General features: G+C 70.9%; 19 protein-coding genes. 14 read left to right on the top strand and 5 right to left on the bottom strand.

The annotated features are described in order from the left end of the window. The first annotated feature begins 104 nt into the window (after positions 1-104). Both IR212_RS15770 and IR212_RS15765 read left to right on the top strand, forming a co-directional pair. Positions 105-1,592: an MFS transporter gene (locus IR212_RS15770; protein WP_228479376.1), complete on the top strand. Its 1,488-nt coding sequence runs from the start codon at positions 105-107 to the stop codon at positions 1,590-1,592. A 17-nt stretch (positions 1,593-1,609) separates the two neighbouring features. After that, positions 1,610-3,205 carry a GMC oxidoreductase gene (locus IR212_RS15765; RefSeq protein ID WP_194396802.1) on the top strand — a complete coding sequence of 532 codons (1,596 nt, stop codon included), beginning with the start codon at positions 1,610-1,612 and terminating at the stop codon, positions 3,203-3,205. A 120-nt stretch (positions 3,206-3,325) separates the two neighbouring features. On the opposite strand, the gene IR212_RS15760 is transcribed toward IR212_RS15765, so the two are convergent. Together IR212_RS15760 and IR212_RS15755 are read right to left on the bottom strand one after the other, a co-directional pair. Beyond that, positions 3,326-4,090, bottom strand: coding sequence for an SDR family NAD(P)-dependent oxidoreductase (locus IR212_RS15760; RefSeq protein ID WP_194396801.1), 765 nt, complete (start codon positions 4,088-4,090; stop codon positions 3,326-3,328). A gap of 136 nt (positions 4,091-4,226) precedes the next feature. Beyond that, entirely contained in the window at positions 4,227-5,468 is a 1,242-nt protein-coding gene (locus tag IR212_RS15755) for a family 1 glycosylhydrolase (protein WP_194396800.1), read from the bottom strand. A gap of 238 nt (positions 5,469-5,706) precedes the next feature. Here IR212_RS15755 and IR212_RS15750 point away from each other — a divergent pair, with 238 nt between their 5' ends. The 4 genes from IR212_RS15750 to IR212_RS15735 are packed head-to-tail and all read left to right on the top strand — an operon-like array spanning position 5,707 to position 11,125. Continuing rightward, complete coding sequence (locus IR212_RS15750) at positions 5,707-7,281, top strand: ABC transporter substrate-binding protein (RefSeq protein ID WP_194396799.1); 1,575 nt, start codon at positions 5,707-5,709, stop codon at positions 7,279-7,281. A gap of 54 nt (positions 7,282-7,335) precedes the next feature. Next, positions 7,336-8,280 (top strand): ABC transporter permease, encoded by a 945-nt coding sequence (locus IR212_RS15745; RefSeq protein WP_194396798.1) that lies wholly within the window; start codon positions 7,336-7,338, stop codon positions 8,278-8,280. Next, a complete protein-coding gene (locus IR212_RS15740) occupies positions 8,277-10,268 on the top strand; it encodes a dipeptide/oligopeptide/nickel ABC transporter permease/ATP-binding protein (protein ID WP_194396797.1) in 1,992 nt (663 codons plus the stop codon). Before IR212_RS15745 ends, IR212_RS15740 begins: the two co-directional genes overlap by 4 nt. Further along, the gene (locus tag IR212_RS15735; RefSeq protein WP_194396796.1) at positions 10,265-11,125 is read left to right on the top strand and encodes an ATP-binding cassette domain-containing protein; all 861 of its coding nucleotides are present in this window, start codon (positions 10,265-10,267) and stop codon (positions 11,123-11,125) included. The genes IR212_RS15740 and IR212_RS15735 overlap by 4 nt, the downstream gene beginning before the upstream one ends. A 6-nt stretch (positions 11,126-11,131) precedes the next feature. Here IR212_RS15735 and IR212_RS15730 read toward each other — a convergent pair whose 3' ends face one another. Continuing rightward, positions 11,132-12,043: a LysR family transcriptional regulator gene (locus IR212_RS15730; protein ID WP_194396795.1), complete on the bottom strand. Its 912-nt coding sequence runs from the start codon at positions 12,041-12,043 to the stop codon at positions 11,132-11,134. 155 nt (positions 12,044-12,198) lie between these two features. Between IR212_RS15730 and IR212_RS15725 the strand changes: the two genes are divergently transcribed. The 3 genes from IR212_RS15725 to IR212_RS15715 are packed head-to-tail and all read left to right on the top strand — an operon-like array spanning position 12,199 to position 14,446. Continuing rightward, the gene (locus IR212_RS15725; protein WP_194396794.1) at positions 12,199-12,744 is read left to right on the top strand and encodes a quercetin 2,3-dioxygenase; all 546 of its coding nucleotides are present in this window, start codon (positions 12,199-12,201) and stop codon (positions 12,742-12,744) included. Positions 12,745-12,749: 5 nt separating this feature from the next. Further along, on the top strand, positions 12,750-13,541 hold the full coding sequence (locus IR212_RS15720) for an alpha/beta hydrolase (RefSeq protein WP_194396793.1): 792 nt from the start codon (positions 12,750-12,752) through the stop codon (positions 13,539-13,541). Beyond that, positions 13,538-14,446, top strand: a complete 909-nt coding sequence (locus IR212_RS15715) for an alpha/beta hydrolase fold domain-containing protein (RefSeq protein ID WP_194396792.1) — start codon at positions 13,538-13,540, stop codon at positions 14,444-14,446. Before IR212_RS15720 ends, IR212_RS15715 begins: the two co-directional genes overlap by 4 nt. A gap of 73 nt (positions 14,447-14,519) precedes the next feature. On the opposite strand, the gene IR212_RS15710 is transcribed toward IR212_RS15715, so the two are convergent. Both IR212_RS15710 and IR212_RS15705 read right to left on the bottom strand, forming a co-directional pair. Beyond that, positions 14,520-15,356: an IclR family transcriptional regulator gene (locus IR212_RS15710; RefSeq protein ID WP_194396791.1), complete on the bottom strand. Its 837-nt coding sequence runs from the start codon at positions 15,354-15,356 to the stop codon at positions 14,520-14,522. 39 nt (positions 15,357-15,395) lie between these two features. After that, the gene (locus tag IR212_RS15705) at positions 15,396-15,977 is read right to left on the bottom strand and encodes a carboxymuconolactone decarboxylase family protein (RefSeq protein WP_228479375.1); all 582 of its coding nucleotides are present in this window, start codon (positions 15,975-15,977) and stop codon (positions 15,396-15,398) included. A 66-nt stretch (positions 15,978-16,043) separates the two neighbouring features. Between IR212_RS15705 and IR212_RS15700 the strand changes: the two genes are divergently transcribed. The 5 genes from IR212_RS15700 to IR212_RS15680 are packed head-to-tail and all read left to right on the top strand — an operon-like array spanning position 16,044 to position 22,153. Beyond that, positions 16,044-16,832, top strand: coding sequence for an SDR family NAD(P)-dependent oxidoreductase (locus tag IR212_RS15700; protein WP_194396790.1), 789 nt, complete (start codon positions 16,044-16,046; stop codon positions 16,830-16,832). A 24-nt stretch (positions 16,833-16,856) separates the two neighbouring features. Continuing rightward, the gene (locus IR212_RS15695; protein ID WP_194396789.1) at positions 16,857-17,648 is read left to right on the top strand and encodes an SDR family NAD(P)-dependent oxidoreductase; all 792 of its coding nucleotides are present in this window, start codon (positions 16,857-16,859) and stop codon (positions 17,646-17,648) included. Between the two features lie 34 nt (positions 17,649-17,682). Then, a complete protein-coding gene (locus tag IR212_RS15690; RefSeq protein ID WP_194396788.1) occupies positions 17,683-18,558 on the top strand; it encodes a fumarylacetoacetate hydrolase family protein in 876 nt (291 codons plus the stop codon). Continuing rightward, positions 18,555-19,406, top strand: coding sequence for a fumarylacetoacetate hydrolase family protein (locus IR212_RS15685; protein WP_194396787.1), 852 nt, complete (start codon positions 18,555-18,557; stop codon positions 19,404-19,406). Before IR212_RS15690 ends, IR212_RS15685 begins: the two co-directional genes overlap by 4 nt. 11 nt (positions 19,407-19,417) lie before the next feature. Continuing rightward, the gene (locus tag IR212_RS15680) at positions 19,418-22,153 is read left to right on the top strand and encodes an alpha-L-rhamnosidase (protein WP_194396786.1); all 2,736 of its coding nucleotides are present in this window, start codon (positions 19,418-19,420) and stop codon (positions 22,151-22,153) included. Positions 22,154-22,256 lie beyond the last annotated feature (103 nt).

Genomic DNA, 22,256 nt, shown 5'->3' with positions numbered 1-22,256 from the left:
ATGACGTCGGGGCCATTGGAGGCCCGTTCCCTGACGCGAAGGCGGTCGGGGGCACACCCCGTCGCGTCGATCGCCCGGTCGTACGGGTTCACACGCGTATGAGCATGTCACCGTGGAGGCTGCGCCTCCTGATCGTCTCGTTGCTGACGGTCGCAATCCTCGGAGCCCTCGACCACACCATCGTTGCGACCTCGCTCGCGACCGTCGCCGGCGAGCTCGGGGCCCTCGCCCAGATGGGCTGGATCGTCGTCGGCTACACCCTCGCCAGCACCGTGCTGCTGCCGATCCTCGGCAAGCTCGGCGATGCTGTCGGCCCGCGCGGCGTCTTCGTCGTGTCGCTGGTGCTCTTCCTGGTCGCATCGCTCGCGTGCGGCTTCGCGCAGGACATGCCGCAGCTGATCACCGCCCGCGTCGTGCAGGGAATGAGCTCGGCCGGGCTGCACCTGATGTCGCAGACCATCGTCGCCCGCGTCACGACGCCGCGCGAGCGCCCCCGCTACCTCGCGATCATCGGCGCCGCCTTCCCCGTCGCGATCCTGGTCGGCCCGGTCCTCGGCGGCCTCATCACCGACTACTGGGGCTGGCCGTGGGTGTTCTGGATCAACATCCCCTTCGGCGTCGCGGCCCTCCTCCTGGCCCTCGTCGCCGTGCCGCGCCTCCCCGGCTTCGGCCGGCGGCGGTTCGACATCGCGGGCGCAGCGTCGTTCACGGTCGCCATGGTGGCGCTCGTGCTCGCCGTCACGTGGGTCGGCGATCCCGCGCGTGTCGCGGCATCCGTCGTCCTGTTCGTGGTGGCGGGCATGGCCTTCGCGGCGTTCTTCCTCATCGAGCTGCGCGCACCCGAGCCGCTCGTGCCGCTGCGGCTCTTCGCGAACCGCACCATCGCCTCCGGCACGGCGCTGTCGGCGATCATCGGCGTCGGCCTGTTCTCGATCACCGCCTACCTGCCGACCTACTTCCAGATGGCCTACCGCACGAGCGCGACGGTGTCGGGTCTGGTCCCGATCGCGACCGTGTTCGGGATGCTGGTGTCCAACCTCGTGACCGGGTGGCTCGTCAGCCGCACCGGCCACTACCGCGTCTACTGCATCGTCGGCACCTCCCTCGGCGCGGCGGGGCTCTTCGTGATGTCGCTGCTGCCGGTGGGGCTGCCCCTCTGGGTGCCGATGGTCGTCATGGCCGTCGTGGGCATCGGCACCGGCGCGTTCATGAGCCTCGTCATCGCGGTCGTGCAGAGCGCCGCGCCGCGGCGCGACACCGGCAGCATGACCGCCACCGTCAACCTCGTGCGCCAGGTCGGCTCGACCGTCGCGACCGCCATCGTCGGCGGGGTCATCGGCCTCGGTGTCGCGGCGTTGCTGCCGGCGTCGCTGGACGCGGCGACGCTGACGCCGCAGTTCGTCCACGAGGCATCCGTCGCCGTGCAGGCCGAGGTCGCCGCCATCTACAGCAGCGTCTTCGCGCCCGTCTTCGCGGCGCTCGGCGCCACCTACGCGGCCGGCGTCGTCGCCGCCGTGCTCCTTCCCGCCGGGCGGCTCTCGGACGAGTCCGAGCACGCCCCCGCACCCAGCTCCGAACCGCTCACCGCGTGATCAGAAGAGGTACTCCCATGTCGCACACCCCCACCGTCGCCATCGTCGGCTCCGGGCCGATCGGGTCCGCCTACGCGCGGGTGATCCTCGAGGGCTCGCCCGACGCGCGGGTCGTGATGTTCGAGGCCGGTCCGCAGCTGACCTCCGTTCCGGGTGAGAGCGTCCGCAACATCGCCGATCCCGTCGAGAAGGCCCGCGCCCGCGAGATGTCGCAGGGACCGCAGTCCGGCGCGTTCCGCGAGAGCCTCGGCATCCCCGCCGGCGTAGTCGTCGAGGGCATGTTCACCGCGCGCCAGGGGACGCATCTGCTCGACTTCGGCGGGCCGGGCTCGGCGCACGCGCCGACGTTCCCCGCCGCGGCCGCCGCCACCAACGTCGGCGGGCAGGGTGCGCACTGGACGTGCGCCATCCCGCGCCCCGCGTTCAGCGAGAAGGTCGACTTCATCGACGACGGCGAGTGGGACGAGCTGATCACCGCGGCCGAGTCGCTGCTGCACGCGCAGCACGCCGCGTTCTCGGACTCGCCCATCGGCTCCGCCATCCGCACGCTGCTCGACCGGGAGTTCGGCGCCGAGCTGCCCGAGGGCTACGGGGTCGGCACCCTTCCCGTCGCGGGCGACCCGCAGCCGGACGGCTCCATGGTGTGGGCGGGCGCCAACACGGTCCTCGGGCCGCTCATCGAGCAGGGCACGCCCGAGTCGGCGCGCTTCGAGCTGCGCGACCTCACCCTCGTGCGGCGGGTGGAGCACGAGGGCGGCGAGGTCACCGGTGTCACGATCGAGGACCTCCGCACCAGGCAGACCTCATTCTTCCCCGCCGACGTCGTCGTGGTGGCCGCCGACGCGTTCCGGTCTCCGCAGCTGCTGTGGGCCAGCGGCATCCGTCCCCCCGCGCTCGGCCGCTACCTCACCGAGCACCACGTCGTCATCACCACGGTCGCCCTCGACGAGGAGCGCATGAGCGTGCTCGTCTCGGACGAGGACTTCGAGAACGAGCTCGCCCGGCGCGCGGTGAACGCCGCCGACCCGGTCGCGGCGGTCAACCGCATCCCCTTCTCCGAGCCCGATCACCCCGTGTCGCTGCAGGTCATGTATGCCGAGAACCCGCCGTTCCAGCTCGACCCGTCGCACCCGGCGGCGGGCAACCGGTGGGGCTACGTGAACATGGGCTACGGCGTGCGCAAACACCCGCGTGTCGAGGACGGCGTGTCGTTCGACGACACCGAGCTGGACTACCGGGGCTTCCCCAACATGACGATCGAGTACGCGCTGACCGACGCCGAGCAGCCCGAGCTCGACGAGGCGCACGCGCGGGTCCGCCGCGCGGCCGAGGCGCTCGGCACCTTCGTGGCCGAGCCGCGTCTGCTGCCCAACGGCTCGAGCCTGCACTACATGGGCACGCTGCGCATGGGACCGGCCGATGACGGCACCTCGGTCGCCGACCCGTGGTCGCGCGTGTGGGGCTACGAGAACCTCGTCGTCGGCGGGAACGCCCTCATCCCGACCGCGAACACGATGAACCCCACGCTCATGAGCGTCGCCATCGCCGTGCGCGGCGCGCGCCGGGTCGTCGAGCAGCTGTCGGGCACGCGGGTCGAGGAGGTCGCCCGCTGACGCCGATCGTGCTGTCGAGATCGTGCGTTCTCGCCGAGATGACACGACGCGGGCGCCCAGGACGTGTCATCTCGGCGAGATCATGCGATCTCGGCGACGGGGCCGGACGCGGCGGCTCCGTCAGGGCCTGCCGATGCGGTCGGCCATGAACTTGGCGCCGGCCGACGAGGTGGCGCCGCCGTCGACCGGGATCTCGGCGCCGGTGAGGTAGGACGCGGCGTCCGAGAGCAGGAACGCGACGAGCTGGGCGACCTCGTCGGCGTCGCCCAGCCGCTCGAGCGGCGTCAGCGCGAGCTGCGCGTCGCGCATGACCTCGGGGGCGCTCGCCGTCATGGGCGTCTCGATGAAGCCGGGGTGCACGACGTTGACCCGGATGCCCCGTGGGCCGAGCTCGGTGGCAGCCACGTGGGTGAGTCCGCGCAGGCCCCACTTCGATGTCGTGTAGGCGACGGGATAGTGCGCGTTGAGCGCCGCCGACGATCCGATGTTGACGATCGACGACCCGCTGCCCATCAGGGGTGCGAGGGCCTGGATGCCGAGCATCGGCCCCGTCAGGTTGACCGCGAGCACGCGGTCCCAGTCGGCGCGCGCGACAGCGCCCAGCCGGGCGCGATGCGTGATGCCGGCGTTGTTCACCAGACCGCGCAGCGGCTCGCCGCGGAGGCTCTCAGCGAGCTCGGCGGCGAGGCCCGCCCAGCCGGCTTCGTCCGTGACGTCGAGCCGACGGTGCTCGATTCCCGGCGCCTCGGCGGTGGCATCCGTCACGTCCGTCGCGATCACGCGCGCACCCGCGGACGCGAGCAGGCGAGCCTCGGCAGCCCCCTGCCCGCCGCCCGCACCCGTCACGACGACCGTGCGTCCCTCGAGCCCCGGATAGCTGGTCATGGGGCGACCGTAGCCCGTGCCCCGGGCGCGCGGGAACCGGCATCTGCTGATGGCCCGCATCGGAATCCGCGAATCCACCGTGCGGCGCGTTGGTGAGGGCGGCCTGGCGCGGTCACCCGTCGTGTCGAGCCGAGGATCAGAGCCCGCGCGCCGCCCTCACGAGCTCGGCGTAGACGCCCGCGCTCGGCTTGGCGGTCCGCTCGAAGGTCTCGCGGTCGACGGAGTGCAGCCCGAGCTTCGGGCCGTATCCGAAGATCCACTCGAAGTTGTCCATGAGGGTCCAGTGGCAGTAGCCGATCACGGGCACGCCGTCGGCGATCGCCTGCGCGAGGCCATCCAGGGAGGGCTCGATGAAGGCGGCGCGGATGCTGTCATCCTCGGTCCCGATCCCGTGCTCGCTCACGAGCACCGGCACCTGGGCGACCGAGTGCACGTATACGACGGCGCCGCGCAGCGAGTCCGGCTCGACGGCCGTCCCCATCCCGTTCACGGCGACGCCGTCTGCCGGATGCACCTGACCATCCGGGCCGTAGATGATGCGCTCGTAGTTCTGCACTCCGATGAAGTCGTCTTCCCGGGCGAGTGCGAGCCAGTGCTCGTAGACCTCGGCGCGCTTGCGGTCGCGCAGCTCCTCGCCGCCGGGGGCGGCGACATCGTCGACGACCGCGAGTGACAGGCCCACCGGCAGCTCCGGCCGGCGCGCCTTGATCGCGGCCTTCGCCGCCTGGTGGCCGGCGGTCATCCCCGCCCGCATCGCGGCGAAGTCCTCGGGCAGCATGACGTTGCCGGCGCGGTACCGCTCGACGCCCGCCGCCGCCGAGGCGGCCGCCAGCGTGGCGCGCTCGAGGTCGGCGACGAACGACGGCAGATCCGCCCACGTGAGCATCTCGGGCAGGTCGGGCTCGTTGAAGGTGACGGCGAGGCGGATGCGGTCGCCGAAGCGTTCCATCACCCTGCCGCAGTAGCGGGCGAACAGCTCGGGCGCCTCGGGGTCCAGCCACGCTCCGCGCGCCGCGAACCAGTGCGGCGACGTGAAGTGATTGAAGGTGACGATCGGGGCGAGCCCGCGGGCGTGGCATCCGTCGACGACCGCCTCGTAGTGCGCCAGCGCCCCTTCGGAGCACTCGCCCTCGGTGGGCTCGACGCGGGCCCACTCGACCGAGAAGCGATAGGCGTTGAGGTTCATCCCGGCGACGAGGTCCAGGTCGGACTCCCACAGCTCCCAGCCGTTCGTCGCCTTGCCCGACCGGTCCTGGAACACCGATGGCGTGACGTTCTCGAGGAACCACGTGTCGCTGTGGACGTTGTCGCCTTCGTTCTGGTGGCCGGCGGTGGCGACTCCCCAGAGGAAGTCGGCGGGGAAGGATGCTGCGGGCATGAGTGGTCCTCTCTGACTCTCGTCCATCCTCGCACATTCGTTCAGTGTATGAAAACCTGTTTCACTGTAAGCAACGCTCGAGAGGGGCAGCGTTAGGCGTTCGCTAACGCAGCCCAGCCCGGATCCGAATGGCCAAACCGGCCGCACCGGGTCAACCTGTACCGAAGGATCGACTCCCGATCAGCGATCCGCGACCACTGAAGTCCGCACCAGCACACCACGATCACAGGAGATCAGGATGTCTCGAATCACCACAGCGCGCGGCGCCGCCGTCCTTGCGGCCGTCGCCGCCTCAGCCCTGGCGCTCAGCGCCTGCACGGCGCCCGGCGGCTCGGGGGGCACCAGCGGCGAGCCCGCCGACACGTCGGTCCTCGTCATCGGCCTCGACTCCGACCAGGCCGCGCTCGGCTACGACCCGCTGCGCTACGGCAGTGGCCAGCGCATGTTCTTCGAGGGGATCTACGACTCCCTCTTCCTCCTCGACGAAGAAGGGCAGGTCGTCCCCGACCTCGTGACGAACTTCGAGTACAACGAGGACCAGACGCAGCTCACGCTCGACCTCGACACGAGCGCGGAGTTCGCCGACGGCTCCACCGTGACGGCCGATCTCGTGAAGCAGAACCTCGACTTCCGCGGTGACCCCGACCTGTCGGCGTACAGCGGATTCGCGGAGGGCGGCGAGCAGGAGATCTCGGAGGTCACCGTCGTGGACGACGACACCGTCACGCTGACCTTCGCGGCTCCGCAACCCGGGTTCGAGGCCAACCTCGTGCTTCCCGCCGGCGCGATCGTGGGCGCCGCCGGCGTCGCCGACCGCAGCACCCTCGATGCCACGGCCGACGGCTCGGGACCGCTCGAGGTCGACACCGATGCCACGATCAAGGGCAACTCGTACCTGCTGGTCAAGAAGGAGGACCACCCCGACGTCGACGCGTACCCCTACGACTCGTACGAGTTCCGCCCGATCCTCGACCCGCAGGCGCGCGTGAACGCCGCCATCTCGGGCGAGGTCGACCTGGCCTTCATCACCAGCGCCACGCAGGACCAGGTCGAGGCCGCCGGGGTCGGACTCGTCGCCAACGGCGGCGTCGTGCAGAACCTGCTGCCCTTCGACAAGAACGGCAGCCTCGCGCCGCAGTTCGGCGACCCGCGCGTGTGGAAGGCCCTGTCGATCGCGATCGACCGCGAGGCCTACGTCGCCGCGGTGCACCCGGGTGACATCCCGACCGCGAACGCGCTTCCTGCCGAGAGCCCCGGCTACATCCCCGAGCTCGAGGACGACTACGCATACGACCCCGAGGGGGCCAAGGAGCTCCTGGCGGAGGCGGGCTACCCCGACGGCTTCGCGTTCGACTTCACGATCAGCCAGCAGAGCCAGCGCGACCTCGAGGCGCTGCAGCCGTACTGGGCCGAGATCGGCGTGGACGTCTCGCTGAAGAACGCCTCGTCGACGGAGGAGATCTTCGCCGCCGTGCAGACGCAGCCCCTGGGCGGCCCGATCGCGCTGACGTGGACGAACCCTCCCGGCAACGTGTTCGGGGTGCTGTTCGGCTTCGCGAACTTCCACGGCGCCGAGAACGCCGAGATCCAGGCGGCGGCCGGCGCGTACGGCGCGGCGGCGGGCTCCGGTGATGAAGACGCTCAGGCGGCGGCCCTGACCGATCTCAACGCGGCGATCGTCGAGTCCGGCTGGCTGCTCCCGCTCTTCGAGCAGCTGTCTCCCTGGGCCTACAACGAGGCGGTCCTCGAGGAGCCGACCTTCCCCGGGACGGACTCGTTCCCGATCCTCTCGGCGCTCCAGCCGGCGTCCTGACAGGCTCCGGTGCGGCGGCCCTCGCCGCCGCCGCACCGGACACACCAGGGAGTGATGATGCTCACCTTCGTGCTCAAGCGGATCGCGTTCGCGATCCTCACCCTCGTCGTGGCCACGATGCTCGCCTTCGTGCTCGTCCACCTGTCCGGGTCCACGCCCGGCGGGGTGGCGCTCGGCATGGCGGGCACCCCGGAGCAGGTCGAGGCCTACAACATCGAGGTCGGCTGGTACGACCCGTGGATCGTGCAGTACCTCAGCTGGTGGGGACAGGTCCTGCAGGGAGACCTCGGCGTCTCGCTCATCGACGGGCGCCCGATCGGCCCCGACATCGCCAAGCGCCTGCCGGTCACCGCCGCCCTCGCCGTGCTCGGCACGCTCGTCAGCGCCCTCTTCGGGATCACGATGGGCGTCGTGGCCGCCGTGCGCGGAGGAGCGGTGGACCGCGGCATCACCGCGCTCTCCGGCATCCTGCTCTCCCTTCCCGCGTTCTGGGTGGGCGTCCTGCTCGTATACCTCTTCGCCGTTCAGATGCGGCTGCTTCCCGCGACGGGATTCGTGCCGTTCGCCGTGAACCCCGAGGCGTGGGCGAGGTCGCTGGTGCTGCCGGTGCTGACGATCGCGATCACCTCCGCGGCCGGCCTCGCGCGGCAGACCCGGGCCTCCATGGGAGAGGCGCTCACCCAGGAGCACATGCGCACCCTGCGCGCCGTCGGCACGCCCACGTGGCGCATCGTCTACGTCCATGCGCTGCGCAGCGCGAGCCTGCCGATCCTGGCGAGCGTCGCGATCCAGTTCATCATCCTGTTCGGCGGCTCGGTCATCATCGAGGTGCTCTTCGCGCTCCCCGGCATCGGGCAGGCCATGCAGGCGGCGGTCGGCTCGGCCGACCTGCCCTTCGTCCAGGCGCTGGTGCTGGTCGCGACGCTCGTCGTCGTGGTCGTGAACCTCAGCCTCGAACTCCTCAACCGCGTCCTCGACCCGAAGCTGCGTGCATCATGACCATCGACACCACCTCGATCCTGCGCATCCGCAAGCCGCAGCGGCGGCTCGGCGGTCGCGTCCTGCGCTCGCCGGCGGCCGTGCTGTCGATCATCTGGCTGGTGGGACTCGTGCTCGCCTCGCTCACGTCGCCGCTGTGGCTGCGCTACGGTCCGCTCGAGCAGGACCTGTCGGCCGTGCTCCAGGGCCCCTCGTGGGCGCACCTCCTCGGCACGGACGAACTCGGCCGCGACCTGCTCTCCCGCATCGTCACCGCGGCCGCCCCGACGCTGCTGATCGCGGTCATCACCCCGATCGTCGCCGTGCTGGTCACCGTCCCGATCACGCTGTGGGCGGCGCGCTACGCGCGCGCCGAGGGCGTGGTCAACCGGGTCAGCGAGATCGTGCTCTCCCTTCCCGGCACCGTGATCATCCTGGCGTTCATCGCCGCGGTCGGCACCAACATGCCGCTGGTCATGGTCGCCTTCGGGCTGCTGCTGTTCGGCGCGCTCTACCGCGTCTTCTTCGGTCAGGCGAAGTCGCTGCACCAGCAGCTGTACGTCGAGGCTGCCGCCGTCGACGGCGTGAGGCCGATGACGGCGAGCCTGCGCCACGTGCTTCCGAACATGTCGACCACGGTCATCGTCCAGTTCGTGCTGCTGTTCGGCGCGGCGATCGGGCTGCAGGCGGGACTGGCCTTCATCGGCCTCGGCCCCCAGCCGCCCGAGCCCACGTGGGGCGGCATGGTGCAGACCGCGTCGCAGTACATCTTCCAGCAGCCCTGGATGATGATCCCGACAGGCGGCGTGCTCGCGCTCACGATCATCGCCGCGAACTCGCTGGCCGATGTGCTCGCCGGGGGCTCCGCGATGCCGCCTTCCCTCGTCTCACTGAAACGCAGGAAGGCGCCGACGGATGCCCCGGCCGCTGCGGTGGGAACGCCCGCCGCGGCGCCGGTCGCGGCATCCGAATCCCTCGTTCCCGCGGATGCGGACGGCGCGCTGCTCGTCCAGAACCTGGTCATCGGCGTCGACGACGGGCCCGAGCTCGTCTCCGGTGTCTCCCTCCGCGTCGGGGCCGGCCGGGTGCTGGGCCTCGTGGGCGAATCGGGCTGCGGCAAGAGCGTCACGTCGTACGCGATGCTCGGGCTGCTCGCCCCGGGGCTGTCGGTGCGGTCCGGCAGCATCCGGTGGAACGGCGTCGACCTGGCCCGTGCCGACGAGAAGACGCTGCAGCGCACCCGCGGGCACGAGATCGCGTTCATCTCGCAGGAGCCGACCCGTGCGCTCGACCCGATGTTCACGGTCGGCTGGCAGCTCACGGCATCCGTCAAGCGGCTCCGCGGAGTGGGCGGCCGCGAGGCGAAGCGCATCGCGCTGCAGCTGCTGACAGACGTGGGGATCGTCGACCCGCCCCGCGTGCTCAAGAGCTACCCGCACCAGATCTCGGGCGGCATGGCCCAGCGCGTCGCGACCGCTCTGGCGCTGTCGGGCACGCCGAAGCTGCTGATCGCCGACGAGCCGACCACCGCGCTCGACGTCACCGTGCAGGCGGAGATCCTCGCACTGCTGCGCGGGCTGATCGCCGAGCGCGACATGTCGATCATCCTCGTGACGCACGACCTCGGCGTCGTCGCCGACCTGTGCGACGACGTGTCGGTGATGTACGCCGGGCAGATCGTCGAGTCCGGGACCGTGCGCGATGTGCTCGTGCGCCCCGAGCACCCGTACACGATGGCGCTGCTGGCCGCCGACCCGCACGCGATCATCGACTTCGAGGGGACGACCCGCCTCGCGTCCATCCCCGGTCAGGTGCCCCTGCCGGGATCGTGGACGAGCGGATGCCGCTTCGCCGCGAGGTGCCGGTTCGCCCGGGACGAGTGCAAGACAGCGATCCCGCTCCTGCCGCGCGCGGAGGGCGAGGGCGGCGTGCGCTGCATCCGCCGCGACGAGGTCGAGGGCAGACAAGAGGAGTGGCGCCGTCCGGTCGCCGTCGGAGGAGAGCTATGAGCGCGCTACGGCCTGTCGTGATCTCGCCGGACGCCCCGCTGCTGGAGGTGCGCAACCTCTCGATCCGCTACGGGCGGAAGGGGCCGCTCGCCGTCGAGGACGTGTCGTTCACGATCGGCCGCGGCGAGACCCTGGGCCTGATCGGCGAGTCGGGTTCGGGCAAGACCACGATCGGGCGCGCCATCCTCGGGCTGGTGCCGGTCACGAGCGGGCAGATCATCTTCGAGGGACGCGACATCACCCGGCTGAGCGCCGCGGATCGCCGCACCCTGCAGGGCGACCTGCGCGCCGTCTTCCAGGACCCGTTCTCGTCTCTCAACCCCCGCAGGCCCATCGGCGACGCGCTCGGCGAACCGCTGCGCGTCGCGGGCGTGCCGCGCGCGGAGCGCACGTGGAGGGTGCAGGCGGCGCTCGAATCCGTGGGCCTCGCGCCCGGCTCGGAGGATCGCTATCCGCGCCAGTTCTCGGGCGGTCAGCGCCAGCGCATCGCGATCGCGCGAGCGCTCGTCACCGACCCGCGCCTCGTCGTCTGCGACGAGGCGGTCAGCGCGCTCGACCTGTCGACGCAGGCCCAGGTGCTGAACCTGCTCTCGGACCTGCGCGCCGGCGCCGATCTCGGCTACCTGTTCATCGCGCACGACATGGCCGTCGTCGAGTTCCTCGCCCAGCGGGTGGTCGTGCTGAACCGCGGCCGGATCGTCGAGCAGGGCGAGACCGCCGAGGTGATGCGCAACCCGCAGGCCCACTACACCCGCGTCCTCATGGCGGCGTCGCCCGTGCCCGATCCCGACGAGCAGGCCCGCAGACGCGAAGCATGGCAGGCGCTCAGGGCGGCGGCATCCGTCCCCGCCGCCTGAGCGGGGTCAGTGGAACGTCGCGTCGACGATCGGAGACAGGGCCTGGGCGGTCTCGCGGAACGACGTGACCATGGGGTTCGGGCTGTCGCTCAGGCTGCACAGCACGATGGTCGCCGGTTCGATGTCGGAGATCGGGATGAACGCCAGTTCGTCGCGGCGATAGTGCTGACTGGCCGACTGCCCGGCGATGTTCACGCCCGCGCCGGCGGCGACCAGCTCGAGCAGCCCCTCGACGCTGTCGGCGGTGGGTCCGCGCTGGGGTCGCGTGCCGTCGGGGCGAGGGTCGACGAGCCACCAGTTCACGACCTCGGCCGGACCGTTCGCCACCGAGACGAACATCTCGTCGCCGGTCTCGAGGATCGAGATCGACTCGCGTCCGGCGAACGGATGATCGGCCCGCACGACGAGCACGCGCGCCTCCCGCCATAGCGGTTCGGCGCGGACGCGCGGCGGCAGCAGCATGGGCCACGGTGCGAAGACGACGTCGACGCGCCCGCCCTCGAGCTCCTCGGCGACGTCGAAGAAGCCCAGCCGGCGCATCTCGATGCGCGCCTGCGGGATCGCCTGCATCGTCGCCGCGATCGCCGCGGTCGTCAGGCTGCCCGCCCCGGCGGCCACGACCCCGACCCGCAGCATCGGAGCGTTGCGATCGCGTCGGATCGAGCGGCCCCAGCTGAGCAGCTGGTCGTGGTCGTCCTGCACCCGACGGGCGAGGGGCAGCAGCTCGCGCCCGTAGGCGGTCAGCTCCACCTTGCGGGGGCTGCGATCGAACAGCTTGACGTCGAGCTGCTGCTCGAGGCGGCTGATCTGCTGACTCAGCGACGGAGGCGTGATGCTGAGGCGTTCCGCAGCCCGTCCGAAGTGCAGCTCCTCGGCGAGCACACAGAAATAGCGGATCACGTGGATAGGCACATCCATGCTCCGAATCTTAGCTTCCGGCTAACGCCGGGTAGGGAGCTCGAACTTCCGCCTGCCGCGCGCTCTGGCGAGACTTGAGGCACCCGGAGCAGTTGTTCGGAACGACCCGATGCTCCGTCTGCCTAACGGCACCGCGTTCTTACAAGGAGGTAAGCATGACCACTTTCCCCGCTGACGACCCCGACAAGGTCCCCTTCGCAGGCGTCCTACCGGCGTCGCCCAGGCCGTTCGTCCTCGGCGAAGGGCAGGGGGAGAAGTCGCTCGTCTTCGACCAGCTCTTCTCGATCCTGCTGTCGGCCGACGAGACCGACGACCAGTACGGAGCCTTCACCATGGTCGGCCCGAAGGGCGACCGCATCCCGGCCCACAAGCACTTCAAGACGCACGAGATCTTCTATGTCGTGGACGGCGAGATCAGCATCTGGATGGACGACGAGGCCGACTACCACTCCAGGACCACGCTGACGACGGGTGACTTCGCATACATCCCCGCGAACATCGTGCACGCGTTCCAGATCCACAACACGACCAAGGTGTTCGGTGTGGGCACGGCCGGCTTCGAGCGGTTCTTCCACGCGATGGGCCAGAAGACCGATCTCACCGAGCCCCAGGGCGTCTACGTGCCCGACTACCCGACCATGCGTGCTGCGGGCGAGAAGTACTGGACGCAGTTCATGCCCGAGTTCCGGTTCCGCGACTGACTCCGATGCCCTCGATCCTCGAGGTCGACGTCGCCCAGCCGGAGGGATTCCGCCCGCTCTCGCTCGATCTGCGCACACCCGGCGCCGCCGGCGCACCCCTCGTCGTGTTCCTGCACGGCGGGGGGTGGCGACGCGGCAGCCGCAAGGTGTTCACGCCCGGCATCGGCGAAGCCCGGTCGTTCGACCGCATCGTCGCCGCAGGGTTCGCGGTCGCCTCGTGCGAATACCGACTGAGCGCCGAAGCGCGCTTTCCGGCGCAGCTGGACGACGTGGACGCCGCGCTCGCCTGGCTGCAGGCCCACGGCGCCGAACACGGAGCGGATGCCTCGCGCATCGTGCTGTGGGGGGTCTCGGCCGGTGCGACGCTCGCCGCCCTGGCGGGACTCCGCCGAGACGACATCCGCGGCGTCGTGGATTGGTTCGGACCGGCCGACCTGTTCGCGATGGCCGAACACACCACCGGCGAAGCGCCCGAGGACACCCGGGAGGCGCGGTGGCTGGGTGGCCCTGCAGCAGATCGCCCGGAGGTCGCACGTCTGGCTTCGCCGGCACTGCAGGCGCACGCCGGGGCGCCCCCGTTCCACATCGCGCACGGCACGGCCGACGAGCACGTCCCCTTCGCGCAGAGCGAGGCGCTGGCCGCGGCCCTGCGTGCGGTCGGCGTCGGCGTCGAGCTCCGCCCCGTTCCCGGCGGCAGACACTTCTGGGAGGGGCTCGGCGACACCGACGTGGTGTTCGATTGGGCCATCGACTTCGTCGCCCGCGTCACCGGGCACAACCGAGAGGATCACCGATGACCCGAACGCATGACGTCGCACTGGAGGGTGGCGGCTACGACTTCCGGGTGCGGGTCTACCCGGCCCGCGAGCCGAACGGCGCACTGCTGGTGTGGCTGCACGGCGGCGCGTTCATGTTCGGCACGCTCGAGATGCCCGAAGCGGACCAGGTCGGCCGGCGCCTCAGCGCGGGCGGTGTCACGGTGGTGTCGGTCGACTACACGCTGGCGCCGCTGGACGCCCTCGAGGTGCTCGGTCCGCCCGACCCCGACGCCGACACCCCGTCTCCCGAGCAGATCCGCGCCGAGATGGAGGCCGCCGGTCCCCGGGCGCGATTCCCCGTCGCCGGCTTGCAGATCGTCGCCGCCTTCGACTGGGCCGTCGCGAACGCCCGCACGTACGGCGCGGACCCCGAGCGGGTGTCGCTCGGCGGCGCGAGCGCCGGCGCGAACCTGTCCGCCGGCGCCGCGATGCGGCTGCGCGACCGCGGCACGACGGCGCCACGCGTGCTCGCCCTCGTCTACCCGTCGCTGCACGACGGCATCCTCGAGCCGAACGACGAGACCGCCGAGCTGTTGAAGGACGTCCCTGCGGCGCATCTGTTCACGCCCGAGAGCCGGGACGCGATCAACCGCAACTATCTGCCCGACGGCCACGACCCCGACGGCTACGCGTTCGCGGGCGGCCACGACCTGGCGGGCCTCCCCGAGGTGCTGATCGTCAACGCGGAGCTCGACAGCCTGCGGCCGTCGGGCGAGGCCTTCGCGGCCGAGCTGGCCGCAGCGAGCGTCGACGTCCGCGTCGTGCGCGAGCGCGGCGCGATGCACGGCTACCTCAACGAGATCGGGCATCCCGCCGCGGAGCACACTCTCGCTCTGCTCGCCGAGACCCTTTCTCCGCCGAGTGACCGCGTCCTCGCCGAATGACCACGGTGTCGGCGCCGACACCGTGGTCTCTCGACGAGATCGGGGTTACTCGACGAAGCGTGGGGCGCCGGACTCAGGTCGAGCGCAGCAGGCGCGAGATGTCGTCGGCGGTCGCCTGCAGGCGCGTGAGCAGCGTGCCGCGCAGAGCGGCGACGTCATGACGCGACGACGCGACCGCGATGTTGATCGCCGCGGCGGGCTTGGAGGCATCCCGGCCGAAGACCGGCACCGAGACCGAGCGCAGGCCGGCGGCGACCTCCTGATCCTGCAGCGAGTAGCCCTGCTCGCGGATCTCGGTGAGCCGCGCGCGCAGCTCGTCGAGCGACCGGGCGGCGTTGGGGCCGGCATCCGCCCCGAAATCGTGGTTCGAAAGCGCGGCGGCCAGCTCGGCGTCGCTGAGATACGCGAGCAGGAGCTTGCCCATGGAGGTGTACGCCGCGGGCAGCGTCGAGCCCACCTGGATGTTCGCGGTGACGAGGTCGGAGTTGCGCAGGCGCGCGAGGTAGAGCACCTGGTCACCGACCAGCACGCCGAGGTTCACGGTCTCGCCGGTCTCCTCGGCGAGGTGGCGGAGGGGCTGCTCGCTGAGCTGGACGAGGCTCGACCCGCGCAGCGCCGCCGACCCGAGGAGGAGCACCGCCACTCCCGGCCGGATGCTGCCGTCGGGCAGCCGCTCGAGATAGCCGCCCTCCTCGAGCGTCGCGACGACGCGGAACGCCGTCGGCATCGGGATCCCGGTGCGGTCGGAGACCTCGCGCAGCTTCAGCGACGTCACGGACTCGTCGAAGAGCCGAAGGACGTCGAGGCCTTTCGCGAGCGCCTCGATGCGGTAGCGGCTGGCGGTCTTGCCGGGTGTGTCGGCCGCGGAGTCGGCGTCGTCTCGGGCGGGCGACTCATCCGGAGTTTTCATCGTGTGAAACCGTATCTGCTGGTCTGGATGCCGGCAATGTCAGGGCCGCACGCGGAAGACGCGCAGCTGCAGGGCGAGCGTGGCGTAATAGCCCACGAGCACGGTGAGCTCGAACACGCCTTCGGCGCCGAGAGCCGCGGATGCCTCGTCCCAGGCCTCGTCGCTGAGATCACCGTCGAGCAGCCGCATGGTGGCGACCGCGACGACCGCGTCGACACCCGTGAACGACGTGATGTCGCCGTCGCGCAGCGCGCTGAGCTCGGGCGGGGTGAGGCCCGCCGCCGATCCCACGGCTTCGTGCGCCTCCCGCTCGAACTCGCTGTCCCAGCGGGCGGCCACCAGGAGGATGGCGATCTCGCGGGCACGGCCTGTCAGGGTGCCGCGGTAGCGGAGGGCGGCTCCCACGCTCTGCAGGGCGGCGCCCAGCTCGGGGGCGAGCAGGAAGGCGTTGAACGGCCCGCGCAGCGAGCCGTCGGCGCGCGTGAGCGCGAAGTGCTGGGGTCCCTGCGCACGCGGTCCGCTCGCGATGGCGTCGTAGAGCTCCCGCTGCGCGCCGGTCAGCGCCTCCGGGGGGAACGGTGGCACGCGCTCGGTCATCGGCTCGTCCGTTTGACGGATCATGGCGATCAGTATACGTTCATTCAACGAAACCAACTTTCATTTAGTGAACTGAGCGAGAGAAGTGTCATGGCGGACACCATTCCCCAGCGGGGCGTCGATCCCGACTGGCTGGGCCTGAGAGGCTCGCGCGTCCTCGTCGCCGGAGCCGGCGGCATCGGCGGCGCGTGCGCTCTGGCGTACGCCGGGGTCGGGGCATCCGTCGCCGTCGTCGACCGCGATCAGCGTGCCCTCGATGCGCTCGGCACGCACCTGTCGGAGATGAGTGCCCGCCACGAGCTGATCCAGGCGGACCTCACCGAGCACGGCGCGGGGGAGCGGGTCGTCGCGGACGTCGTCGAGCGGCTCGGCGGCCTGGACGTGCTGCTGCACGCCGTCGGCATCAACGACCGGCGCCCGATCCTCGATTTCACCGAGGACGAGTGGGACCGCATCCTGCGCGTCAACCTCTCGTCGCTGTTCGGGCTCGCGCAGGCCGCGGGTCGGCACATGGTCGCGCACGGGCATGGGCGCGTCCTGGCGCTGTCGAGCGTGTCGGGGCTGCTGGCGCACCACTCGCACGGCCCGTATGCGGCCTCGAAGGGCGGCATCAACCAGCTGCTGCGCGTCATGGCACGCGAGTGGGCCTCGGCGGGCGTCACCGTCAACGCGCTGGCTCCCGGCTACATCGAGACGCCCCTGACCGCCGGCCACCTGTCCAAGCCGGGCAAGCGCGAAGAGCTCGAGAGCCTCGTGCCGGCGGGCCGGCTGGGCACCCCGGACGAGCTCACCGGTCCCGCGCTCTTCCTGTCCTCACGTCATGCCGGATTCGTCACCGGCCATGTCATGTACATCGACGGCGGTCGCACGCTCGTCTGAGCGCGCTCGACGATTGGAGAACCCATGACCGACCCCACGTCCCAGATCTACCCCCGCTTCGCCGGCAAGACGGTGCTCGTCACAGGAGCCGGCACCGGCTTCGGCGCCGAGATCGCCGTGCGCGCCGCGCAGGAGGGCGCCAAGGTCGCCGTGCACTACCGCTCGTCGAGGGCGGGCGCCGAGGCGACGCTCGAGCGCATCCGCGAGGCGGGCAGCGACGGCATCCTGGTGCAGGCCGACATCGGCTCGTGGGACCAGATCAAGCGCATGGCCGACGAGGTGTTCGAGGCCTTCGGGGTGCTCGACGTGCTCGTCAACAACGTCGGCGACGTCTCGAGCGAGCAGATGTCATGGCGCGACCTCACGCAGGAGGCCCTCGACGCGGTCGTCGACGTCGACGTGAAGGGCACGCTCCTCATGACGCACGAGTTCGGCGAGCGGATGCTCGAGCAGGGCCACGGCAACATCATCAACGTCGGCTCGACCGTCATCGTGCGCGGGTCGCCTCGCGCGCCGCAGTACGCGGCGGCGAAGTACGCGATCCTCGGCATCACCAAGTCCTACGCAAAGGTGCTGGCGCCCGCGGTGCGGGTCAACACCTTCGCTCCGGGCTTCATGGAGACCGAGCGTCTGCTCCAGCGCGAGGACTGGAAGAGCGGCCGGCGCGAGGTGCTGATCTCGCAGACGCCGATGGGCGTCATCCCGCCGCCGGAGTTCGTCGCCGGCACCTGCCTGTGGCTGGCGACGGATGAGTCCGCACACCTCACCGGCGGCTACCTGCTCGCCGACGGCGGCTTCAACATGGTCGGCGCCTGAGCGCCGCCGGACGACATCAAGGAGAGAACGAACGATGAAGCTCATCACCTTCGACGGCGGCCGGGTCGGCCGTCTGGAACTCGAGGAAGGCGTCGTCATCGAGCTCGACGTGCCCTCCACCCGCGAGTACTTCGAGCGCGGCGGCCAGGTCACCGAGACCGGCGAGCGCCTCGCCTACGCCGACGTGACGCTCGAGGCGCCCATCCGCCCCAAGAAGTTCTTCCACACCGCGGGCAACTTCGCCGACCATCACAACGAGCTCGAAGCCGTCAACTGGTCGCACCCCGTGCACAAGGGCATCGTCTTCTTCCAGAACGTGGACGCGATCATCGGTCCGGACGACGACATCGTCTACCCCGATCACCTCACGAAGGAGATGGACTACGAGCTCGAGCTCGCGATCGTCATCGGCAAGTCGGGCAAGTTCTTCGGCCCCGACGAGGCCGACGACTACATCGCCGGCTTCACCGTGTTCAACGACATCTCGGCGCGCGACATACAGCGCAAGGAGATGGAGTCGGGCGTCTTCTCGTTCTCGAAGGCGATCGACACGTTCTGCCCGATCGGCCCGTGGATCGTCACGCGCGACGAGGTGCCCGACATGCACGAGCTGCCCATGCAGCTGCGCGTCAACGGCGAGGTGCGCCAGCAGGGCAACACCAACCAGACCCGCATCAGATTCCCGCACCTCGTGGCGTACCACTCGCCGCAGATCTACAGCGCGGGCGACATCATCACGACCGGCACCATCTCAGGCGTCGCGGCGATCCAGGACAACCCGTTCGACTTCTACCTCAAGCCGGGCGACCAGATCGAAGCCGAGATCACCGGCATCGGGACGCTTCGCAACCGGGTCATCTCGTGGGAGGACCGCTACGGCGAGCCCGCTCCGCAGCGGGTCGACTGGTGAAGCTGGCCAACCTCGGCGGGCGCGCCGTCCTCGTGACAGAGGACCGCGCGTTCGACGTGCACCGGGCTTCGGCGGGCCGGTTCGGTCCCGACCCGCAGTCGCTGTTCGACGACTGGGCGTCGTTCGCGCAGTGGGCCTCGACGGCGACGGATGCCACGGCCGAGGCATCCGTCACGCTCGACGTCGCGGCCCTCGGCGCCCCGGTGCCTTGCCCGCGGCAGGTGTTCGCGATCGGCCTGAACTATGCCGAGCACGCGGCGGAGGCGGGATACCCGCCGGATTCGATGCCGGTGACGTTCACGAAGTTCCCGTCGTCGATCGTGGGGCAGGATGCCGTGGTCGAGCTGCCCGAGGGCCACGTCGACTGGGAGGTCGAGCTCGTCGTGGTGATCGGGCGCGAGGCGCACCGGCTCGAGCGCGAGCAGGCCTGGGATCATGTCGCCGGCCTGACGATCGGGCAGGACCTGTCGGAGCGCATCACGCAGCTGCAGGGCACGGCGCCGCAGTTCAGCCTGGGCAAGTCGTTCCCCGGTTTCGGTCCGACGGGCCCATGGCTCGTCACACCGGACGAGTTCGCCGACCGCGACGACCTCGCGATCTCGTGCCGCCTCTCGGGTGAGAGCATGCAGTCCTCGCGGACGTCGATGATGCTCTACGACGTGCCCGAGCTGCTCGTGCGGCTCTCGGCGGTGTGCCGGCTGCTGCCCGGCGACATCATCTTCTCGGGCACGCCGGCGGGCATCGGCAACCGCCGCACGCCGCCGCGCTTCATCGGCCCGGACGACGTGCTCGTGAGCGAGATCGAGGGCATCGGCACGCTCACCACGCGCTTCACCGCCGGCGACTGACCCCTGGACCCATGACCCCCTACGACCTGCGCGTCGAATACCTGCACGTGCCGATCGGCGTCGGCGCCCGCGAGCCCCGCTTCTCGTGGCTCGCCGACCACGTCCAGGACGCCTTCGAGCTGGAGGTGTCGACCGGTGGTCGGGTCGTCTGGGCGAGCGGCCCGGTGGACGGCCCGAACGGGGGACTCGTCGCCTACGCGGGGGAGCCGCTCGCCGCGAACAGCGCCTACCGGTGGCGGGTGCGCAGCCGGTCGCCCGAAGGCGGTTGGTCGGAGTGGGCGGCGTCGACGTTCGAGACGTCGCTCCTGGACCCCGCGGACTGGTCGGCGGCATGGGTCGAACCCGCGCAGCAGGAGGCCGTCGTCGAACGGTGGAGCATCGTGGACTGGGTGCGCGGGCTCGGCCCCCACACATCGCCCGAAGAGCGGCTGCGACCGCCGCAGCTGCTCCGCCAGCGCTTCGACGTCGGCCCCGGCGTGACCAAAGCGCGACTGTTCGCCGCCGCGCGCGGGGTCTACTCGCCCTTCGTCAACGGCGCCCGCGCGGACGACCAGGTGCTCGCCCCGGGATACGACAGCTACGAGCACCGCATCTCGTTCCAGGCCTACGACGTCACCGCCGCGCTCACCGAGGGCGAGAACGTCCTCGGCGTCGCGCTGGCCGACGGCTGGTGGGCCGGCCGAATAGGTCTCACCGGCTCAAGTGCGCAGTTCGGCCGCCGCACCTCGGCGATCTGGCAACTGCACATCGACTATGCCGACAGCACGACGCAGGTCGTGGCATCCGGCTCCGACGTGCGCAGCGCGACAGGGCCTTGGGCGTACGCCGACCTGTTCGTGGGCGAGCGGTTCGACCGGCGTGCCGAGCCTGTCGGGTGGGATCGTCCCGGTTTCGACGACGGCGAATGGATGCCGGTTGCAGAGGTCGGCGCCGACCACCACGTGCTCGTGCCGTTCCGCGGCGAACCGATCCGCCGCGTGCGCGAGATGCCGGCGGTCTCGCTCGTCGACACCGATCAGGGCACCGTCGTCGACTTCGGGCAGGTGCTCGTCGGCCGCGTGCGGCTGAGTCTGCGGGAGTCGACGAACGGACAGCGGATCGAGCTCGAGCACACCGAGACGCTCGCCGCCGACGGCTCGTGGTTCGCGAACATCGTCGGCATCAACAAGGAGCAGACGGACGTCTTCGTCGCCGCCGGGGGACCCGACGAGTGGGAACCCGCGTTCACTTTCCACGGCTTCCGGTTCGCGAGGATCAGCGGGCTGACCGCGCCGCTCGAGCCCGAAGACGTGATGGCTGTCGTGCTCGCCAGCGATCTGGAGCAGACGGGCTCGTTCGTGTCTTCCGATCCCCGTCTGAACCGCCTGCACGAGAACGTGGTGTGGAGTCAGCGCGGCAATTTCCTGTCGGTGCCCACGGACTGCCCGCAGCGGGAGCGCGCCGGGTGGACCGGCGACATCCAGGCGTTCGTCGGCGCCGCGACGAACAACGCCCTGGTGCTGCCCTTCCTCTCGCGCTGGCTCGACAATCTGCGTGCCGACCAGCTGCCCGACGGGCGGATCCCGATCTTCTCGCCGCGCTCGCCGTTCGACGCCGAGGCGGCGGACGCCGCGCAGGGCATCGGCTCGATCGTCGCGGCGGCCGGCTGGAGCGACGCCGTCGCGATCGTGCCGTGGACCCTCTACGAGCGCACCGGCGATCGCCGCGTGCTCGACGACAACTACGAAGCGATGCTGCGGTGGGTCGAGTACCAGCGCGCGACCGCCGCGGCGCAGTTGCCCGAGGCGCTCGCCGGCGCCGGGCTGTCGGATGAGCGCCGGCGTGGGCAGGCGCTGCTCTACAACACCGGCCTGCACTTCGGCGACTGGCTGACCCCGAGCACGATGGAGGGCCGCCCGACGCACGAGGCGATCGGCGTCGCCCCGGCGCTCACGAGCGAGTACCTCGCGCCGATGTTCCAGGCGCAGACGCTGACGATCGCCGCACAGGCGGCGGCGGCTCTCGGACGACCGGCGGATGCCGCGGCCTTCGCCGCACGGGCGGCCGAGGTGCGCGCCGCCTTCGCCTTCGAGTACATCGACGCCGACGGCGACCTCCCCGTGCGGCTGCAGGGCGTCTACGTCGTCGCGCTCGCCTTCGACATGGTCCCGCCCGAGCTGCGTGCACGCACGGCGGCGCGGCTCGTGGAGCTCATCCGGGAGCGGGGGAACCGGCTCGACACCGGGTTCCTCTCCACGCCGTACCTGCTCGACGTGCTATGCGACCACGGCTACGCCGACGTCGCGCGCACGCTGCTGTGGCAGTCCGATGCGCCGTCGTGGCTCTACGAGGTCGACCGCGGCGCGACGACGATCTGGGAGACGTGGGATGCGATCTCGCCGGACGGCGCCATCCGGCCCATGTCGTTCAATCACTATGCGCCGGGCTGCGTCGACGACTGGCTGTACCGCCGGGTCGCCGGCATCCGCTCCACCTCGCCCGGCTTCCGTACCGCGGTGATCGAGCCCGACTTCGATGCCGGGGTCGAGTGGGTGCGCGCGCACATCGGCACGCCGTTCGGCCGGCTCGCGGTCGAGTGGACGCGCGCGGCGGGCGCGGTAGGCGCGGGGACGACACGCGGAGGGGTCGTGGGCGCCGTCACCGTCGACGTGCCGTTCGGCGTCACGGCGCACCTCGTCGCGGGTGGGGTCGACGTCGCGCTCACGCCGGGGCGCAGCACCCACGTGATCGAGCTCGGGGGACGGTGACACAGCCGGCGGATGTCGCCCCGTAGGTGCCGCGCCTCCTCCACAGGGCGGTCCTGCACCCTCTGGATCGGTGGTCGTCCACAGGGGTGAGGAAAAGACTTCT

It is taken from the genome of Microbacterium atlanticum, assembly GCF_015277815.1.
Taxonomy (GTDB): Bacteria; Actinomycetota; Actinomycetes; order Actinomycetales; family Microbacteriaceae; genus Microbacterium; species Microbacterium atlanticum.
Note: the sequence above shows the minus strand (reverse complement) of the source record. Positions and strands in the feature narration are given on the sequence as shown.

Bases quoted from the DNA above. Each gene is read 5' to 3' on its own strand.
- IR212_RS15770 (WP_228479376.1), top strand. From the start codon at position 105: ATGTCACCGTGGAGGCTGCGCCTCCTGATCGTCTCGTTGCTGACGGTC.
- IR212_RS15765 (WP_194396802.1), top strand. From the start codon at position 1,610: ATGTCGCACACCCCCACCGTCGCCATCGTCGGCTCCGGGCCGATCGGG.
- IR212_RS15760 (WP_194396801.1), bottom strand. From the start codon at position 4,090: ATGACCAGCTATCCGGGGCTCGAGGGACGCACGGTCGTCGTGACGGGT.
- IR212_RS15755 (WP_194396800.1), bottom strand. From the start codon at position 5,468: ATGCCCGCAGCATCCTTCCCCGCCGACTTCCTCTGGGGAGTCGCCACC.
- IR212_RS15750 (WP_194396799.1), top strand. From the start codon at position 5,707: ATGTCTCGAATCACCACAGCGCGCGGCGCCGCCGTCCTTGCGGCCGTC.
- IR212_RS15745 (WP_194396798.1), top strand. From the start codon at position 7,336: ATGATGCTCACCTTCGTGCTCAAGCGGATCGCGTTCGCGATCCTCACC.
- IR212_RS15740 (WP_194396797.1), top strand. From the start codon at position 8,277: ATGACCATCGACACCACCTCGATCCTGCGCATCCGCAAGCCGCAGCGG.
- IR212_RS15735 (WP_194396796.1), top strand. From the start codon at position 10,265: ATGAGCGCGCTACGGCCTGTCGTGATCTCGCCGGACGCCCCGCTGCTG.
- IR212_RS15730 (WP_194396795.1), bottom strand. From the start codon at position 12,043: ATGGATGTGCCTATCCACGTGATCCGCTATTTCTGTGTGCTCGCCGAG.
- IR212_RS15725 (WP_194396794.1), top strand. From the start codon at position 12,199: ATGACCACTTTCCCCGCTGACGACCCCGACAAGGTCCCCTTCGCAGGC.
- IR212_RS15720 (WP_194396793.1), top strand. From the start codon at position 12,750: ATGCCCTCGATCCTCGAGGTCGACGTCGCCCAGCCGGAGGGATTCCGC.
- IR212_RS15715 (WP_194396792.1), top strand. From the start codon at position 13,538: ATGACCCGAACGCATGACGTCGCACTGGAGGGTGGCGGCTACGACTTC.
- IR212_RS15710 (WP_194396791.1), bottom strand. From the start codon at position 15,356: ATGAAAACTCCGGATGAGTCGCCCGCCCGAGACGACGCCGACTCCGCG.
- IR212_RS15705 (WP_228479375.1), bottom strand. From the start codon at position 15,977: ATGATCCGTCAAACGGACGAGCCGATGACCGAGCGCGTGCCACCGTTC.
- IR212_RS15700 (WP_194396790.1), top strand. From the start codon at position 16,044: ATGGCGGACACCATTCCCCAGCGGGGCGTCGATCCCGACTGGCTGGGC.
- IR212_RS15695 (WP_194396789.1), top strand. From the start codon at position 16,857: ATGACCGACCCCACGTCCCAGATCTACCCCCGCTTCGCCGGCAAGACG.
- IR212_RS15690 (WP_194396788.1), top strand. From the start codon at position 17,683: ATGAAGCTCATCACCTTCGACGGCGGCCGGGTCGGCCGTCTGGAACTC.
- IR212_RS15680 (WP_194396786.1), top strand. From the start codon at position 19,418: ATGACCCCCTACGACCTGCGCGTCGAATACCTGCACGTGCCGATCGGC.